The 18,051-nt window shown below is 72.1% G+C and carries 10 protein-coding genes; 8 read left to right on the top strand and 2 right to left on the bottom strand.

Annotated elements, in window-relative coordinates:
- Nucleotides 1-9: 9 nt before the first annotated feature.
- The gene (locus ACEN96_RS15475) at nt 10-1,266 is read right to left on the bottom strand and encodes an ABC transporter substrate-binding protein (protein WP_495583980.1); all 1,257 of its coding nucleotides are present in this window, start codon (nt 1,264-1,266) and stop codon (nt 10-12) included.
- 238 nt (nt 1,267-1,504) lie between these two features.
- Between ACEN96_RS15475 and ACEN96_RS15470 the strand changes: the two genes are divergently transcribed.
- The 8 genes from ACEN96_RS15470 (at nt 1,505) to ACEN96_RS15435 (ending at nt 17,174) form a co-directional block, all read left to right on the top strand.
- Entirely contained in the window at nt 1,505-2,551 is a 1,047-nt protein-coding gene (locus ACEN96_RS15470) for a LacI family DNA-binding transcriptional regulator (protein ID WP_495583979.1), read from the top strand.
- A gap of 47 nt (nt 2,552-2,598) precedes the next feature.
- On the top strand, nt 2,599-3,735 hold the full coding sequence (locus tag ACEN96_RS15465) for a LacI family DNA-binding transcriptional regulator (protein ID WP_495583978.1): 1,137 nt from the start codon (nt 2,599-2,601) through the stop codon (nt 3,733-3,735).
- A 214-nt stretch (nt 3,736-3,949) separates the two neighbouring features.
- Complete coding sequence (locus ACEN96_RS15460; RefSeq protein WP_495583977.1) at nt 3,950-6,490, top strand: WD40/YVTN/BNR-like repeat-containing protein; 2,541 nt, start codon at nt 3,950-3,952, stop codon at nt 6,488-6,490.
- A 37-nt stretch (nt 6,491-6,527) separates the two neighbouring features.
- Nucleotides 6,528-8,462, top strand: a complete 1,935-nt coding sequence (locus ACEN96_RS15455; RefSeq protein WP_495583976.1) for a glycoside hydrolase family 97 protein — start codon at nt 6,528-6,530, stop codon at nt 8,460-8,462.
- 44 nt (nt 8,463-8,506) lie between these two features.
- The gene (locus tag ACEN96_RS15450) at nt 8,507-11,473 is read left to right on the top strand and encodes a glycoside hydrolase family 31 protein (protein ID WP_495583975.1); all 2,967 of its coding nucleotides are present in this window, start codon (nt 8,507-8,509) and stop codon (nt 11,471-11,473) included.
- On the top strand, nt 11,470-13,422 hold the full coding sequence (locus ACEN96_RS15445; RefSeq protein ID WP_495583974.1) for a sialate O-acetylesterase: 1,953 nt from the start codon (nt 11,470-11,472) through the stop codon (nt 13,420-13,422). The genes ACEN96_RS15450 and ACEN96_RS15445 overlap by 4 nt, the downstream gene beginning before the upstream one ends.
- 42 nt (nt 13,423-13,464) lie before the next feature.
- The gene (locus ACEN96_RS15440) at nt 13,465-14,682 is read left to right on the top strand and encodes a glycoside hydrolase family 27 protein (RefSeq protein ID WP_495583973.1); all 1,218 of its coding nucleotides are present in this window, start codon (nt 13,465-13,467) and stop codon (nt 14,680-14,682) included.
- Nucleotides 14,683-14,753: 71 nt separating this feature from the next.
- Nucleotides 14,754-17,174 (top strand): LamG-like jellyroll fold domain-containing protein, encoded by a 2,421-nt coding sequence (locus tag ACEN96_RS15435; protein WP_495583972.1) that lies wholly within the window; start codon nt 14,754-14,756, stop codon nt 17,172-17,174.
- A 40-nt stretch (nt 17,175-17,214) separates the two neighbouring features.
- Here the strand turns inward: ACEN96_RS15435 and ACEN96_RS15430 are convergent, their stop codons facing one another.
- Complete coding sequence (locus ACEN96_RS15430; RefSeq protein ID WP_495583971.1) at nt 17,215-18,015, bottom strand: substrate-binding periplasmic protein; 801 nt, start codon at nt 18,013-18,015, stop codon at nt 17,215-17,217.
- Nucleotides 18,016-18,051 lie beyond the last annotated feature (36 nt).

Here is an 18,051-nt window from a genome sequence, read left to right as displayed (position 1 = left end):
GCGAAGGCATCAGGCGCGGCGGCGCACGCGGCGCTCGACGGTCGCGCGCGCGTCGGCCAGGGCCTGGTCGATGCTCTTGCGCCGCAGGAGCACCTGGTCGAGTTCGGCGCGCACGACTTCATCGGCCACCGGGTCGTAGCGGTCGATGGCCAGCGCCGGGATGCGGCGGGCCGCGTCGCGCCATTGCAGGCGCGCCGGCTGGCCGCCCAGGAAGTCGATGGGCTCCGACAGGAAGCCGTCCTCCTGCGCCGGCAGCAGCACCGGAAAGGCATCGAGCGCGCGGAAGGCCGCCACCTGCTGATCGCGGTCCAGCGCCAGCAGCTGCAGCAGGTCCCAGGCCAGCGCCTTCTGGCGCGAGTGCACGGGGATCGCATAGAACGAACCGCCCCAGGCCGCCGCCACGCCCTCGGGCAGCGGCGCCGACCGCCACAGGCCGGCCGTGCCGGGCGCGATCCAGCGCTTCAGGTGGCCGCCGAGCCAGCAACCCATCATCTGCGTCGCGATCGCGCCGCGGCGGAAGCCTTCCGACCATTCATTGCTCCAGGCCCGCACGCCGGCATCGATGCCGCCGTCCCGCGCCCGCAGCGCCAGCTCGAAGGCGCGGCGGAAGCGCTCGGTGTGCACCTGGGTGCGGCCCTGCCGGTCGAAGAACACCCCTTCCCCATCGGCCAGGCCGGCCCGGATGCGGATGTCCTTCAGGTCCTGCGCGTGGGCGACGAGGTAGGCGCCGGTCTTGGCCTTGAGCGCGCGGCCGGCGTCGACGAAGCCTGTCCAGGAGCGCGTGAGATCGGTTTCCTGCAGCCCCGCGCGCGCCAGCAGGTCGCGCCGGTAGAACAGCGCGCCGGGGCCTGTGTCCACCGGCAGCGCCTTGAGCTCGCCGCGCCGGTTCACCGCGGCCTGCCAGGCGTAGGCGGGGAATCTCGACTCCACGGCCCGCCCCAGATACGGCGGCTGCGCGAGGTCCTCCAGTCCGGCGGAGTCGACGAACTTGCCCATGAAATCCATATCAAGGGCGATCAGGTCAGGGAGCGCGGCGCCCGCGGCCAGTGCCGTCGTCATGGCCGTGTGGTGGTCCTTGTGCGAGAGCGTCACCACGTTGACCTCGACGCCGGGATGCCGCCGCGCGAAGGCCGGCAGCGCCAGCTTCAGCGCTTGGTCGAGGTCGGGATAGCTGGCCACGGTGATGCGCGCGGGCGCGGCGCTCACGCCGCCAGCGGCGGCGCAGCTCAGCAGCACCAGGGCGTCGCGTCGCCTGAGCGATCTCATGTTCATGCTTCTCGCCGGCGTCCCGTGAACCGGAAACGCCGCCTTGTCTCGTTGTTTTGAAATCGAATTCACGAAGTCTGCATGCACAGGAATTGCGTTGTCAACGTTGTCATCGCAGGAATCCGCCTCTCTTGGGGAAGTCCCCTAGCGCACGGGAAGCCCGGTGTCTCACCCCAGCCGCGAAATCGTTATCATGCGGAGCTCCGGTCTCCCCTGGCGCCGTCGCGCCGCCTTCTCCATGGATTCCAGCCCCTCTCTCCCACGCCCGAAGTCCGAGCCGGCGACGGTGCAGGACGTCGCCCGGCTGGCCGGCGTCTCGGCCGCAACGGTGTCGCGCATCCTCACGGGCTCGGCCCGCGTGGCCGAGGACAAGCGGCGCGCCGTCGAGGCGGCGATCCAGAAGCTGAAGTTCCGTCCCAACCTCTCGGCGCGCGGGCTGCGCAGCGGGTCCACCCACACCATCGGCGTGCTGACGCAGGAGCTCGAGAGCCCCTACTTCGCCAATGCGGTCAAGGGCGTCGACGAGGGCCTGACCGGGAGCGGCTACACGCCCATCGTCGTGCCGGGTCACTGGAATCCCGACGAGGAGTCGGAACGGGTCGCGCTGCTGACGGCGCGCAAGGTCGACGCGCTGATCGTGCTGGGCGGACGCCTGGGCGAGGCCCGGCTCGCGGAACTCGCGCAGCAGCTGCCGGTGGCGATCATCGGCCGGCGCTGCGAGGCGGCCGGCGTGCTGTCGTTCTATCAGGACCAGGTCGAAGGGGCGCGGCTCGCCACCGCGCACCTGATCGGCCTGGGCCACCGGCGCATCGCCCACATCGCCGGCCCGTCGGCGCAGATCGACGGCCAGGAGCGCAAGGAGGGCTTCATGCTGGCCCATCGCCAGGCCGGACTGAGCGTCGATCCCGCATTGATCGTCGAAGGCGACTTCATGGAAGGCGGCGGCATCGCCGCGATGGAATCGCTGCTGGCCGGCGGACCTGCGTTCTCCGCGGTGTTCTGCGCCAACGACCAGTCGCTGTGGGGCGCGAAGCTGGTGCTGCATCGCCGCGGCCTGCGCGTCCCGCAGGACCTCTCGCTCGTCGGCTTCGACGATCTGCCGCAGTCGAAGTACATGACGCCGCCGGTCACCGCGGTGCGCCAGCACACCTTCGCGATGGGACAGGCCGCGGCCTGGGCCATGCTGCACGCGCTGGGCCGGGAGATGGAGGCGCCCGCGCCGACGGTGCCGGACATCCTGCTCGAGGTGCGCGAGACCACCGGGCCCTGGCACGCGCCGGCCTGATCCGGCCGCGGCCGCCGCGGTGCTACAGTCCGCCGCCTTGCGCTGCCATGACTCGAGCCGCCGTGCCCGCCTCGCCGCCCAAACCTCCGTCCGACTCCCCGCCCCGATCGACGCGCCGCCGCAGCGACGCGCCGACGCTCGCCGACGTTGCCCGCGCCGCCGGGGTCTCGGACATGGCCGCCTCCTCCGCGCTGAACGGCGGACGCCGCGGATCGGCGCGCGTGTCGGCCGAGACGCGCGAACGCGTCCTGGCCGCGGCCGAGCGGCTCCAGTACCGGCCCAACGCCACGGCGCGCGCGCTGGCCAGCCAGCGCACGAATGCGATCGGCTTCGTCGCCAACTTTCAGGGCGATGAGCCCAACCTGTATGTCCTGGAGGTCTTCAGCGGCGTCATCCAGGGCGCGACCGCGGCCGGACAGACCCCCGTCGTCTTCACGCTGAGCGACTGGCAGGAGGCGCGGGTCCGCCTCCCGGCCCTGTGCGACGGGCGCGTCGACGGACTGGTCCTGCTCGCGCCTCGCCTGCCGGACGACGGCGCCACCTGGCTCCCGCAGCACACGCCGATGGTCTCGGTCCACTCCGACCGTCCATTGGCCGGCGTCGCCAACCTGGAGACGGACGACGAGGCCGGCGCGCACGACATGGTGCGCGAGCTGCTCGCGCGCGGCCATCGCCGCATCCTTCACATCGGCGGGCCCGAGGCCTACGCCGGATCGAACCACCGCGTCGACGGCTATCTGCGCGCCCATGCCGAGGCGGGTGTCAAGCCGGCCGCGGGCCACGTGATCCGGGCCCCGCTCAGCATCGAGGGCGGCCGCGAAGCCATGGCGGCCTGGCTGGGGCACCAGCGCGGACGGCAACTGCCCGACGCGGTCTTCGGCGGCAACGACGCCATCGCGTTCGGCGCCATCGAGGCGCTCCGCGCCCGGGGCCTGCGCATCCCGGAGGACGTGTCGGTCGTGGGCTACGACCACACGCTGATGGCGCGGTCGGTGCAGATGGCCACGATGCGCCAGCCGCTGCATGACATGGGCCGCCGCGCGGTCGAGATGCTGCTCGAGCGCATCGAGGCCATGCGGCGCCAACAGCCCCTGCCCGCCGCCGGCAACCTGGTGCTGCCGACGGCGATCATCCCCGGCGTCACGCTGGGGCCGCCGCGAGCGGCGCGGCTGACCATCACCTGACCGGCGCCTGATCAGCGCCTGCGCGCACCGCTCCCGTGCGCCGCACCGTTCCGGTGAGGTCTTTCCCCTAGATAGTTCATTCAACACACAAATTAACATCACGCCAGCTTGATATAGCGGAATATCACGCGCCCTCATCGGGCGCCCATCCGTTCCATCACGCTCGCGCCCGGAGGAGACAGCCCGGCCGGGCCCGTCGTTGAAAGGTAGACCCATGACCCTGCAGTCATCGACCCTGTTGCTGGCCCTGGCGGCCGCTGGCATGTCCTCCGCCGCGGCCCAGACCTGCACCCCGACGCCCATCCAACCCTATGTGAATGTCGGCGGCACCTGGTCGCCGACAGCCTCGGCCACGCTCAAGACCGGCGGCTCGGCCATCCTGGGGCCGCAGCCGATCTCCGGCGGCACCTGGAGCTGGAGCGGCTGCGGCACCGTCGGCGCGTCGCGCGAGCAGACCGTGCAGCCCGCCGCGTCCTGCACCGCCACGGCCACCTACACCAATGCGTGCGGCGCCAAGAGCCAGCAGGCCTTCTCGATCAACACCGGCACCTGGGCCAGCGTGAAGTTCGGCGGCGGCGGCTACGTGACCGGCCTGGTCTTCCATCCGGCCACCAAGGACCTGCTGTACGCGCGCACCGACGTCGGCGGCGCCTACCGCTGGAACGCGAGCGCCTCGTCCTGGGTGCCGATCAACGACGGCTTCACCGCGGCCGAGGGCTTCCATCACGGCGTCGAGAGCATCGCCCTGGATCCCACCAACGACCAGCGCGTCTACATGGTCACCGGCATGTCCGCGTCGGCGGATGCCACGGCCCGGCTGTACATCTCCGGCAATCGCGGCGGCAGCTGGACCTCCGTCAACCTGCCCTTCTCCGCCGGCGGCAACAACAACGGCCGCGCCATCGGCGAGCGCCTGTCGGTCGACCCCAACAACCCGGCGATCCTGTTCTACGCCTCGCGCACGGCCGGGCTGTGGAGGAGCGCCGATTCGGGCCGCACCTGGGCCCAGGCGACCGGGCTGTCGTCGACGAAGCTGACCGCCGACCAGATCAACAACCTGGGCGGCCAGGTCATGGGCGTCGAGCACCTGGTGTTCGACACCTCGACCAAGGGCTCCGGATCGCCGACCTGGATCCTGTGGGCCGCCATCGCGCCGGACTACGTCAACGCGGCGGGCCTGAGCTCCAACCTCTACAAGTCGGTCAACGGCGGCGCCACCTGGACGCCGGTCTCGACGCCGGTGTCGGGCTTCCACATCCCGCACATCGTGCGCACGGCCGACGGCGCGCTTTACATGCTGTTCACCAAGGGCGCGGGCCCGGGCGACGCCGGCCCCGCGCGGCTGTACCGGTTCGATGGCAGCAACGGCAACACCTGGACCCTGCTCAACAGCAACGATGGCGCCGGCTACGGCGGCCTGTCGGTGCTGGGCACCGGCGCCACCGCGCGCATCGCGCTGGGCGTGAGCGGCACCTGGGGCAACTACAGCGGCCAGCAGGTCGTGCAGCTGTCCGACGACGGCGGCCGCAACTGGCGCGAGATCGCCGCCACGATGCCGCACACGCCGGCCAGCGACGGCTTCTCCGGCTGGATCGACGATGTCGAGATCGATCCCTTCAACCGCGACCGCGTGCTGCATGTCTTCGGCGGCGGCATCTGGGAGACGCGCAACGCCTCGTCGTCGACGCCGAGCTGGAACTTCGCGGTCAACGGGCTGGAAGAGACCTGCACGCTGGCCCTGAACACGCCGCCGGCGGGCGCGCCCTACACGCTGCTGAACAGCTCGGGCGACGTCGGCACCTGGATCCACACCGACCTCACGCAGGCGCCGACGCTGAGTCCGTTCAAGGGATGGAGCAACGGCAACTCGAGCGACATGGCGTGGTCCGATCCGAACTACATCGCCGCGGGCGTCGCCGTGAACAACCCGTCCGGCTCCCAGTCCGGCGCGGGCTACTGGTCCGGCGACGGCGGCCGGACCTGGGCCTCCTTCGCGCGGCTGCCGGCCGGCGTGGCGGACCACCCGAACCAGGCCTCCAACCTCGCCGTCACCGCCCGCAACCGGGTGGTGTGGGCGCCGGCCGATTCGGTGCCGTCCTACACCACCGACAACGGCAACAGCTGGACCGCCACCAATCTGCCGGGGCTGGCGGTCGTCGGCGGGGTGCCGCGCAGCTACCGCCTGGTCCCGGACCGCAGGAACGCGAACAAGGTCTATGCCTACGACTCGGGCGGCGCCTGGTGGACCTACACCCAGGCCAAGGTCTATGTCTCGACGGATGGCGGCCACAACTTCGCGCTGAGCCAGGGATCGGTGTCGGCCAACATGCGCTTCGCGCCCTGGGGATCGTCGTCGATGGCGGTGAACCCGAACGCCGAGGGCGACCTCTGGGTGGCCGACGGCCTGGCCGTGTATCACTCGGTGGACTCGGGCGCGAGCTGGACCCGGATCAACGCGTTCGCGCCGATCTGGGGCGGCCGCCAGGACTGGCTCGGGCCTGAAGTGGCGGGCGCCAGCATCGTCGCGCTGGGCAAGGCCAAGCCGGGTTCGTCCTACTCGGCCGCGGTCTACGTGGTGGGCGTGATCAACGGGCTCTGGGCGGTCTGGCGCTCCGACGACGGCGGCGCCACCTGGGTCCGCCACAACGACGACGCGCACCAGTACGCCGGCGTGGGCGTGGTGGCCGCCGACCAGGGCCTCTTCGGACGGGTCTACGCCGGCGGCACCTGCCGCGGCGTGGTGTACAGCAACTGACCACGGGGCCCGGCGACGGGCCCTCCTCTTTCTCCGCATGAAGACCATCACTCGCATCAGCCGCATCACCCGCGTCACTCGCATCGGCGTGGCCGTCCTGGCGCTGGCCGCCTCCGGCGCCCAGGCGGCGGACGCCCTGCTCTCCTCGCCCGACGGGCGCATCACGCTGCGCGTCGCCGACGACGCCAGCCGCTTCAGCATCAGCCGCCATGGCGAGACGGTCATCGCCGACTCGGCGCTGGGGCTGGAGCTGGACGGCCAGCCGCCGCTGGGCGCGCTGACGCTGGAATCGCGCCAGGACACGCGGGAAGACCGCGTCATCCCGCTCGTGGCCACCAAGGCGGCCACGGCGCGCGATCACTACCTCGGCGCGACCCTGGCCTTCCGCGAGGCGGGCAGCGGCCGGCGGCTCTTCATCGATGCGCGCGCCTATGACGACGGGGTGGCCTTCCGCTACCGGCTCGAGGGCAAGGACCCGGTGCGCGTGCGCGCCGAGCGCACGGCCTTCGTGCCGGCGGGCGATCCGGCCTGCCTCGTCACCCCGGTGGAAGGCGCGCATGAACGGCCGTTCGAGCGGCTGCGGATCTCGCAGCTCAAGCGCGACGAGGGCTACGACGTGCCGGTGGTCTGCGCCACGCCGTCGGGCCGCACGCACTACGCCATCACGCAGGCCCACCTGGAGGGCTACACCGGCGCCTCGCTGTGGCGTGACGGCGCGGCGCTGCAGGTCCGCCTGTCCGCCGTGCCCAAGCGCGAAGGCGCCGCCTACGTCTCGGCGGCCGGCCTGACGACCGCCTGGCGCGCCGTCATGATGGCGGACCGCGCCGGCCAGCTGATCGAGTCGCACCTGGTGGGCAACCTCAACCCGGCGCCGCGCGGCGACTTCAGCTGGGTCAAGCCGGGCAAGGTCTCGTGGGACTGGTGGTCGGGCCCGCTCGAGGGCGTGAAGCCCGACCTGGCCGCGTACAAGCGCTTCATCGACTTCGCGGCGGAATCGGGCTTCCCCTACCACCTGATGGACGCCGGCTGGGCCTTCGGCACTGGCGCGTGCTGCGACGCGCTGCCCGGCACCGACATCACGCGGGCGGCCGACGGCATCGACATGCCGGCCCTGGTGCGCTACGCCGCCGGCAAGGGCGTCGGGCTGCTGCTGTGGGTGCACTGGGAGCACCTGGCGCCGCGCATGGACGAGGTGCTCGACACCTACGCGCGCTGGGGCATCAAGGGCATCAAGGTCGACTTCATGAACCGCGACGACCAGGACATGGTGGCCTTCTACCAGCGCCTGGCCGAGGCCACCGCCAGGCGCCACCTGCTGCTGGACCTGCACGGCGCCTACGTGCCCGCCGGCCTGCAGCGCAGCCATCCCAACTTCATCACGCAGGAAGGCGTGCTGGGCGCCGAGTGGAACAAGATGGACCGGCGCATCACGCCCCAGCACAACCTGACGCTGCCCTACACCCGCATGCTGGCCGGGCCGATGGACTACACGCCGGGCGGCTTCCGCAACGCCACGCCGCAGTCCTTCGAGGTGCACGCCGTGATGCCGCAGACGCAGACCACGCGCGGCCAGGCGCTGGCCATGTACGTGGTCTACGACAGCCCGCTGCAGATGGTCTCCGACGATCCGTCCAACTACCGCGGCGAGCCGGGTTTCGACTTCGTGCGCCGCGTGCCCACGGCCTGGGACGAGACGCGCTTCATCGATGGCGAGCCCGGTCAGGACATCGTGCTGGCGCGGCGCAGCGGCAAGACCTGGTTCATCGGCGCGATGACGGCCGACCGCGCGCGCGTCGAGACGGTCAAGCTCGGCTTCCTGCCGCCGGGGCGCTGGCGCGCGACGATCTGGCAGGACGGCGAGGTCGTGCGCGAGGTCCGGCGCAGCGTGCGGGACGTGACGAACGCGGATGCGTTGACCCTGGCGCTGGCCGCCGCGGGCGGGGCCGCCGTGATGCTGGAACCGGCGCCTTGAGGGCCGGCGCCCGCCGCGGCCGATGAACGGGAGGATGCGCTGAGATGAGACGCCGTGATGTGTTCGGGCTGATGGCGCTGACCGCGGCCGGCCCCCTGGCCGCGGCCTCGAGCGCCGCGGGCACGGCGGGCACCGCGCCGCTGCCTTCCGCGCTCGACGCGGCCGGGCAACTGAGCGCGCTGCCGCTGGACGGCCCGCAGGACGGCTTCCGCTGGCGGCGTGTCGCCGAGGGCGTGCAGTTCCGCCTCGACGGCCTGACCAAGGCCGTCCTGTTCTACGGTCCGGGCCTGGTGCGCATCGCCGCCCACCTGGGCGTGGCGCACACGGCGCAGCCCAGCCTGGTGGTCGTGGCCAGGCCCCGGCCGGTCGCCGTGGAGGTGCGCGATCAGGCGGACAGCCTCATCCTCATCGGCCCGGGGATGCAGGTCCGCGTCGACAAGCGCAGCGGCGCGCTGAGCTTCCTGGACGGCGACGGCCGGCTGCTGACGCGCGAGCGCGGCGACGCGCCCACGGAGCTGGCGCAGGTCGAGATCGCCGGCGTTCCCAGCTACGCGCTCGCGCAGCATTTCAGCCTCACGCCGGACGAGTCGCTGTACGGCCTGGGCCAGTACAACGAGCCCTACATGGACTACCGCGGCCGCGAGGTCCTGATGGTGCAGACCAACATCGGCATCGTCGTGCCGTTCATGGTGTCGACGCGCCGCTGGGGCCTGCTGTGGGACGTCTACTCGAAGATGCACTTCCGCGACGGGCCGGACGGCGCCACCTTCCGCGCCGAGAGCGCGCCTGCCGGGGCCGACTACTACGTCGTCGCCGGCGGCGACATGGACGGCGTGATCGCCGGCTACCGGCAGTTGACCGGCGCCGCGCCGATGTTCCCCAAGGCCGCGTTCGGGCTGTTCATGAGCAAGGAGCGCTACCAGACCCAGCAGCAGTTGCTGGACGTGGCGCGGCACTTCCGCGCCGACGGCTTCCCGCTCGACTACATCGTGCAGGACTGGCAGTACTGGGGCGGCGAGCAGGACGGCGTCTGGGACGGCAAATGGAGCGGCATGGTCTGGGACAGGGAGCGCTTCCCCGATCCGGCCGCCATGACGCGCGAGCTGCACGGGCCGCTGCACACGCGGCTGATGGTGTCGATCTGGCCCTCGGTGGGCAACGACACGGCGCTGGCGCGCGAGCTCGACACGCAGCGCCTGCGCTTCGAGCCGCTGCACTGGATCTCCAAGCGCGCGCGCATCTACGACGCGTTCAGCGCCACCGGACGCCGCATCTACTTCAAGCACGTGAAGCAAGGCCTGCTGGACGCCGGCGTGGACGCGCTGTGGATGGATGGCACCGAGGTCGAGGTCGGCGGCGCGGCGCACGATCCGGCCGAGGTCGAGGCCGACATCAAGCGCCTGGGCCGCAACGCGATGGGCGACTTCACGCGCTACCTGAACGTCTACAGCCTGCTGACGACGCGCGGCGTCTACGAAGGGCAGCGCGCCGCGGGGCCGTCGGGCCGGCGCGTGTTCACGCTGACGCGCTCGGCCTGGGCCGGCCAGCAGCGCTACGCCGCCCTGCCCTGGTCCGGCGACACGGAATCCAGCTGGGCCTCGCTGCGCGCGCAGATCGCCGGCGGGTTGAACGTCGCGATGGCCGGACTGCCCTACTGGTCGCAGGACACCGGCGGCTTCTTCGTGAACTTCGCCGGCGGGGAGCGCAACCCGGCCTGGCGCGAGCTCTACGCGCGCTGGAACCAGTTCGGCATCTTCAATCCGATCTACCGCATCCACGGCACCTCGGTCGAGCGCGAGCCCTATCTGTTCAAGACGCTGGATCCGGCGCTGTACGCCTCGCTGCGCCGCGCCGCCGAGCTGCGCTACCAGCTGCTCCCCTACCTCTACAGCCTCGCCTGGCGCGCCACGCAGGAGGGCTATCTGATGATGCGCGGCCTGGCGATGGACTTCCCGGACCAGACCGCGCTGCGCAAGGTCGACGACACCTACATGTTCGGGCCGGCCTTCCTGGTGCAGCCGATCACGCGGCCGATGTTCCATGCCGTGCTGCCGCCGCCCGCGACCGTGCCGCCGGCGCAGTTGCGCACGCCGGACGGCCAGGGCGGCCTGCTGCTCGAGTACTTCGACGGCATGAACTTCGAGAAGCCCGCGAGCCGCACCGTCGACACGGTGATCGAGCATCGCTGGCCCGATCCGCCGCTGGGCAGCGTGCCGCCGGGACTGAACGGGCTGATGCGCTTCTCGGCGCGCTGGACCGGCGAGCTCATCGCCGCCGAGAGCGGCGAGCATGAGATCGGCCTCGAGGGCGACGACGGCTTCCGGCTGTGGCTGGAGGACGAGCTCGTCGTGGACGACTGGAACCTGGGCCCGCCGCGCTTCAAGGGCTATCGCCTGACGCTGCGCGCGGGGCAGCGCCTGAAGCTGCGCATCGACTATTTCCAGGAGACACGCGGCCGGCTGCTGCGGCTGGCGTGGCGCACGCCGGGCCAGGCGCGCGAGCTGGCCGAGCTGCAAGGCCGGCTGGATCGCAACCAGGAAACGCTGCTGCCCGCCGGCTGCGACTGGTTCGACTTCTGGACCGGTCAGCGCCACGCGGGCGGTGGCCGTGTCGCGCGCGCCTACGCGCTGGACGAGTTCCCGCTGTTCGTGCGTGGCGGCGCCATCGTGCCGATGGGGCCCGTCGTCGAGCACACCGGCCAGGACGCCGGCGCGCCGTGGGAGATCCGCGTCTACCCCGGCGCCGACGGCCGCTTCGTCCTGTACGAGGACGACGGCGAGACCTACCGCTACGAGCGCGGCGAGCGCGCCACCGTCGCGCTGCGCTGGGACGATGCCCGCCGCACGCTGCACATCGGCGCCCGCCAGGGACGCTTCCCCGGCCTGGTCGCGCGTCGCGAGCTGCGCGTGCGCCTGATGGCCACCCCCGACCGGGTCGAGCAGACCCGCACCGTGCGCTACCAGGGCCAGGCCCTGGCAGTGCCTGTCGATTCCCCTGCCCTTCCTCCATGAAGAAAACCGCTCTTCCCCTGATGCTGGCCCTGGTGGCCGCGACCGCCCAGGCCGACGTGCGCCTGTCCGAGGTTTTCGGCGAGCACATGGTGCTGCAGCGCGACCGCCCCTTGCGGGTCTGGGGCCAGGCCACGCCGGGCCAGTCGCTGACCGTGACGCTGGGCGGCCGCCAGGCCTCCACCCGCGCCGGCGCGGACGGCCGCTGGCGCGTGCAGATGGACCCGTTGCCGGCCGGCGGCCCGCACCGGCTGCAGGTGACCGGCGACCAGACGGTCACGCTGGAGGACGTCCTGATCGGCGACGTCTGGCTGCTGGGCGGGCAGTCCAACATGGAGTGGCCGCTGGCGCAGACCGACACCGGGCCGCAGGAGGTGGCCTCGCCGCAGGACGCGCGGCTGCGCCACCTGCGCGTGCCGCAGCGGGCCAGCGTGCGGCCGGAGGCGGAGATCGCGCCGGCGCCCTGGGTCGTCGCCGAGCCCGGCGGCGTGGGCGGGTTCAGCGCCGTCGGCTATCACTTCGCGCGCCGCATGCAGGCGGTGCAGGGCATCCCCATCGGCCTGATCGACACGGCCTGGGGCGGCTCCATGCTGGAGACCTGGATGAGCCGCGCCGCCGCCCTGCGCGACGCGGACCTCGCGCCCGCCGTGCGGGCGCTGCCCGAGGACAACGCCGCCTTCAGCGCCGCGCTCGGCCAGCGCCTGCAGCGGCGCGTGGCGGCCTGGCAGCCGGGCCTGCCGCTGGAGCGCGTGGACGCCTCCGGCTGGAGCGCCGCCGCCGACCTCGACCTGAAGTGGCCCACGCTGCAGGCGCCCGGCCTGTGGGAAGGCCAGGGGCTGGCCGACGTCGACGGCATCGTGTGGATGCGCAAGCGCGTCGAGCTGACCGCGGCGCAGGCGGCCGGCGCGGCCGAGCTGCATCTGGCCAAGGTCGACGACTGCGACGAGGTCTGGATCAACGGCCAGCGCGTCGGCGGCCAATGCGGCTGGGAACTGTCCCGCCGCTATGCCGTGCCCGCCGGCACGCTGCGCGCGGGCGCCAACTGGATCGCCGTGCGCGTGACCGACACCGGCGGCGGGGGCGGCATCCACGGCGATGCCGCCGACCTGCGCCTGGACACGGCGGCCGGCGCCGTGACGCTGGCCGGCGCCTGGCGCGCCCGCGTCGAGAAGCTCGCGCCGGCGGCCGGCCCGGTCGCCAACAACGCGCCGGCGCTGGGCCACAACGGCCTGATCGCGCCGCTCCAAGGCCTGTCGGTGCGGGGCGTCCTCTGGTACCAGGGCGAGGAGAACTCCGGCCGCGCGGCGGCCTATGCCGACGGCTTCAAGCGCCTCATCCAGGACTGGCGCCAGCAGTTCGGCGACGCCGACCTGCCCTTCCTGTTCGTGCAACTGGCCGCGTGGCGGCCGCTGGCCGACAACCGCCCCGACGGCAACGGCTGGGCTGAACTGCGCGCCAGCCAGGCGGCCGCGCTCGTGCTGCCGCATACCGGCATGGCGACGGCGATCGACGTCGGCGACGCGGTCGACATCCATCCGCGCAACAAGCGCACCGTCGGCGAGCGCCTGGCCGCCGTCGCGATGCATGAGCTGGGCCTGCGCGCCGCGCCGGCCTCGGGCCCGCGCCTGACCGGCAGCCAGGCCCGCAGCGCGGAGTTCGAGCTGCGCTTCGACCGCACCGAGGGTGGCCTGCGCACCGCGCGCGCCGGCGAGCCGCTGCGCGGCTTCTACGTGGCCGGCGCCGACCGCCGCTGGGCGCCCGCGCAGGCCCGCTTCGACGGCGATCGCATCGTGCTGGGCAGCAGCGCGGTCGCCGCGCCGGTGGCGGCGCGCTATGCCTGGGTCGACAACCCGAGCGAAGCCAACATCGTCGGCGGCGACGGCCTGCCGCTGCCGCCGCTGCGCACCGACGACTGGCCGCTTGCCTCGGCGGGCCGCCGCTACGGACGCTGAAGACCCCGCTCTCTTTCCTGAATCCACTCAAGGACCTTCCTGATGCATTCCCTCCTCCGACGCGCCGTGCCGGCCCTGGCCCTGATCGCGCTGCTCGCTGGCGCGGCCATGGCCCCCGCGCAGGCCCACGAGACCCTGAAGCTCGACGCGCCCAAGCCCGCCATCGCACCGACACCGCCGATGGGCTGGAACTCCTGGAACAAGTTCGGTTGCAACGTCAGCGAGCAGTTGATCCGCCAGCAGGCCGACGCGATGGCGGCCTCCGGCATGAAGGACGCCGGCTACCGCTACATCGTCATCGACGACTGCTGGCAGAAGAGCCGTGACGCCGACGGCAACATCCAGGCCGATCCCGACCGCTTCCCGTCGGGCATCAAGGCGCTGGCCGACTACGTCCACGGCAAGGGCCTCAAGTTCGGCCTCTATTCCGACGCCGGCTCGCTGACCTGCGGCGGACGTCCCGGCAGCGCCGGCCACGAGTTCCAGGACGCGCGCCAGTACGCCCGCTGGGGCGTCGACTATCTGAAGTACGACTGGTGCCACACCGGCCCCCGCAACGCCGAGGCGGCCTACACCATCATGGCCAAGGCGCTGCGCGAGTCGGGCCGCGACATCGTGCTGTCCATCTGCGAATGGGGTACCGACCATCCCGAACGCTGGGGCCCGGTGGTGGGCCATCTGTGGCGCACCACGGGCGACATCTTCGACGCCTGGGAGGGCAAGAAGGACTGGTCGCACGGCATGACCGACATCCTCGACATGCAGGTCGAACGCGCGCCGCACGCCGGCCCCAACGGCTGGAACGACCCCGACATGCTGGAGGTCGGCAACGGCGGCATGAGCACCACCGAGTACGAGTCGCACTTCTCGCTGTGGGCCATGCTGGCCGCGCCGCTGATCGCCGGCAACGACCTGTCGAAGATGGACGCGGACACGCGCCGCATCCTGACCAACGCCGACGTCATCGCCGTCGACCAGGATCCGCTGGGCCGGCAGGGACAGCGCCTGTGGAAGCAGGGCGAGCTCGAGATCTGGGCCCGCCCGCTCAAGGACGGCGATCACGCCGTGGTGCTCTTCAACCGCGGCCGCGCGCCGGCCGACATGCGCGTGGACTGGAGCCTGCTCCAGTGGCCCGCCGATCGCAAGGCCGACGTGACGGACCTGTGGAGCAAGCGCGTCGCCAAGGGCGTAAGCAAGGGCTACGGCGGCACCGTCGCGCCGCACGGCGTGATCATGGTGCGGCTCACGCCGGCGCGTTGAAGCAGTCAAGCAGTTGAAGTAGTTGAAGTAATTGAAGTCGTTGGAGCAGTGTGATGGTTGAAGCAGTCAAGATGACGAAGCCCGCGGTTGAATCGGCAACGATCGACGGAGCGCCCGATCCCCGGCGCCGCCTGTTGACCTTCGGCGCGGGCCTGCTGCCCGTGCTGCCGCTGATCCCGGGATGCGGCGGCGGCCCCAACAGCGAAGCCGGCACGCCCGTGGTGGGCACCGCCTCAGGCAAGGGCGAGCCGGAATTCGTCATCCCATCGCCGCCAGAAGCCGATCCGCCGGCCGCGCCTCCGGGTGCGCCGCCTGCACCCGTCCCAGCGCCAGCGCCCGTGCCGCCTACGGCGCCCACGCCGGCGCCCACGCCGGCGCCCACGCCGGCACCCACGCCGGCACCCACGCCGGCACCCACGCCGGCACCCACGCCGGCACCCACGCCGGCACCCACGCCGGCACCCACACCGGCACCCACGCCGGCACCCGCACCGGCACCCGCACCGGCGCCCGCACCGGCGCCAGCGCTTGCGCCCGCGCTACTGCACACCAAGGCCGATTTCCAGCGGATGCACGACAAGGTCGCCGCGGGGCTGCAGCCATGGCTGGGCGGGTGGAACCAGTTCCTGGGCGCGCGCAGATCCGATCTGGGCGCCACGCCGAAACCGCTCCCGCTCGTCATCCGGGGGGGCGACGGCGAGAACTACGGCGCCATGATCGTCGACATGATGCGCGCCTATCACCTGGCGGTTCGTTGGAAGATCACTGGAGACACGGCCTACGCCAACGACGCCGTGAAGTTCCTCAACGCCTGGGCGGTCACGCTGAAGGACCTCGGCGGCAACTCCAACCTGTTCCTGGCCTCGGGGCTGTATGGCAACCAGTGGGCCAACGCGGCGGAGATCATGCGCAGCTACGAGGGCTGGGCGAAGGACGACGTCGCACGGTTCCAGGACATGCTGCTCAAGGTCTTCTACTCGCGCTGCCATGATTTCCTGACCAACCACAACGGGACCGAGCGGCGAAAGGTCACCCATTACTGGGCCAACTGGGACTTGGCCAACCTGTGTGGCATGTATGCCATCGGCGTGGCCTGCGAGCGTCCCGACATCGCCGCGGAAGCCGTGCGTTACTACAAGACGGGCCGCGGCAACGGCGCGATCAGCAACAGCGTCTACTACCTGCATCCCGGCTACCTGGGCCAGTGGCAGGAAAGCCACCGGGATCAGGGGCACTCGACCCTCGGGATCGCGCTGGCGGGCATGCTTTGCGAGATGGCCTGGAACCAGGGCGAGGACCTCTACGGCCTTTGGAACAACCGGCTGCTGGCGGGGGCGGAGTACGTCGCCAAGACCAACCTCAGCGACGCCAACGGCACGCCTTACGTGATGCCGTTCGCGCCCTACAACGGGGTCTGGGGCGTGGGCACCGCGGCGGCCGGCAGCGGCAGCCGGCGCCCGTGCTGGGAGCTGATCCTCAACCACTACGTCGGCCGCAAGGGGCTGTCGGCGCCCTGGACCCAGGCGATGGTCGACCAGGTCCGGCCGGAGCGAAGCGATGGCGGTGACTGCGTGGGCCTGGGCACGCTGTTCTTCGTTCGGGCCCCCGCGGCCCCCGCCCGGCCTTCCGGCCTGAGCGCCCACCTCAGCGATGCCAAGGTGCAGCTCTCGTGGTGGGGCTGCGCCGACGCCACGCAATACCTGGTCCAGCGGTCGAATGCCGCCAACGGCCTGTTCACGACGGTGGCCACGGTCGTGGATCCCCGCACGTACACGGACGCCCCTGGGCAGGGCACCTGGTTCTACCGCATCAGTGCCGTCACGCCGCTCGGTGAGCGCGTTGGCGCGGAGACCGCCCGCGTGGCCGTGCCGGGCGAGCTGTGGCTGCACCTGCCGCTCAACGGCAATGTCAACGACGTGAGCGGCCGGGGACTTCACGGCCAACTGGTGGGCGGCGCAAGTTGGGGGACGGGGCGCAATGGCGGCAACGCCGTGGCGCTCGACGGCCGCGATGGGCACGTGCGCCTGCCCGATGGCGCCGTCTCGACGCTCGGCGACTTCACGCTCGCCGTGTGGGTGTACTGGGAGACCAGCGCGGTCAACACGCGGATCTTCGATTTCGGCTCGAACGACGTGGCCTACCTTGCCCTGACCCCGCGCGACGGCGGCACGCCGAACCAGATGCGCGTGCTGGCCTCGCGCAACCAGTTCTGGACCGAGCAGCCGCTGGCCGCGCCCGCCCTGCCCGCCGGCCGCTGGGTGCATGTGGCCGTGACGCTGGCGGGCACCGTCGGCACGATCTACGTCGACGGCGCGCCGGCCGGCAGCCATGACGGCATCTGGATGGCGCCGAACCAGTTCGGCCAGACGACGCAGACCTGGCTGGGCCGCTCGCAGTACGGGGGCGACCCGTTCTTCAAGGGGCGCATGCAGGACCTGCGGATCTACAGCGGGGCGCTGACGCCGGCCGCCATCGCCGAGCTGGCGCGCTGACGGGCGATGGCCCGCGCTACTCGCCGGGCCATTCGCCGCGCTACTCGCGGGCCATCTGGCCGATGCGCACCCGCCGCGCCTCGATGGCCGCGTCCAGGCGCGGCATCACGCCGGCGAAGCGGCTGTCCTTCGCGACGGCGAAGTGCACGCCTTCCTCCACCAGCGGCCGCTCGCCGATGACCAGCGCCTGCGCGTCGGCGCCCGCCGCGCGCAGGCGGTCGCGCATCGCGGCGGCCGAGGCATTGCGGCCGGTCACCAGCAGCACGTCGCAGCGGCCGGCCTGGAAGGTGCGCAGCCGCTGGGCGAGCCCGCCGGCCACGTACTCGGTGCGGAAGGGACGGCCCGCCGCGTCGTCCAGCTCCGCGCCGTAGCTGGCCTGGCGGGACGTGCACACCGACAGCCCGCGCAGGTCCTCCAGCCGGCGCGCGTCGATCGCGTGCCCGCGCCGGCTCACCGCCCAGACCGCGCCGCGGAACACCTGCGTCGAGAAGCGCCAGCGCGCCGCGCGCGCGTCGGTCGGACTGGCGCCGAAACCCATGGCCTCGCCCTGCTCGACCATCATCAGCAAGCGGCTGAACGGCACTGGCAGGAGCGTCCAGCGGACGCGGGCCGGCTGTTCGATGAGCCGCAGCAGCGGCGTCACGAATTGCGGATCCAACGCCTCCGACAGCGCCAGCGGAATCTGCAGCGGGACCTCGTCCGCCGCCGCGGCCCGCCCCTGCGGCCATGCCGCGATGGGCGACATCGCCGCCGCCAGACCGCAGAACCGCCGCCGCGTCACCCCCGGCCCCATGGCCGTCCCGGTGGCCGACCCATTGACCGACCCATTGACCGACCCCATGGCCGCGGCCTCCTCCTGTTGAACCCCTGGATTCAT

It is taken from the genome of Roseateles sp. Mitsp63, assembly GCF_059491535.1.
The sequence above is the reverse complement of the archived record's forward strand: the minus strand, read 5'-3'. Positions and strand labels throughout refer to the sequence as shown.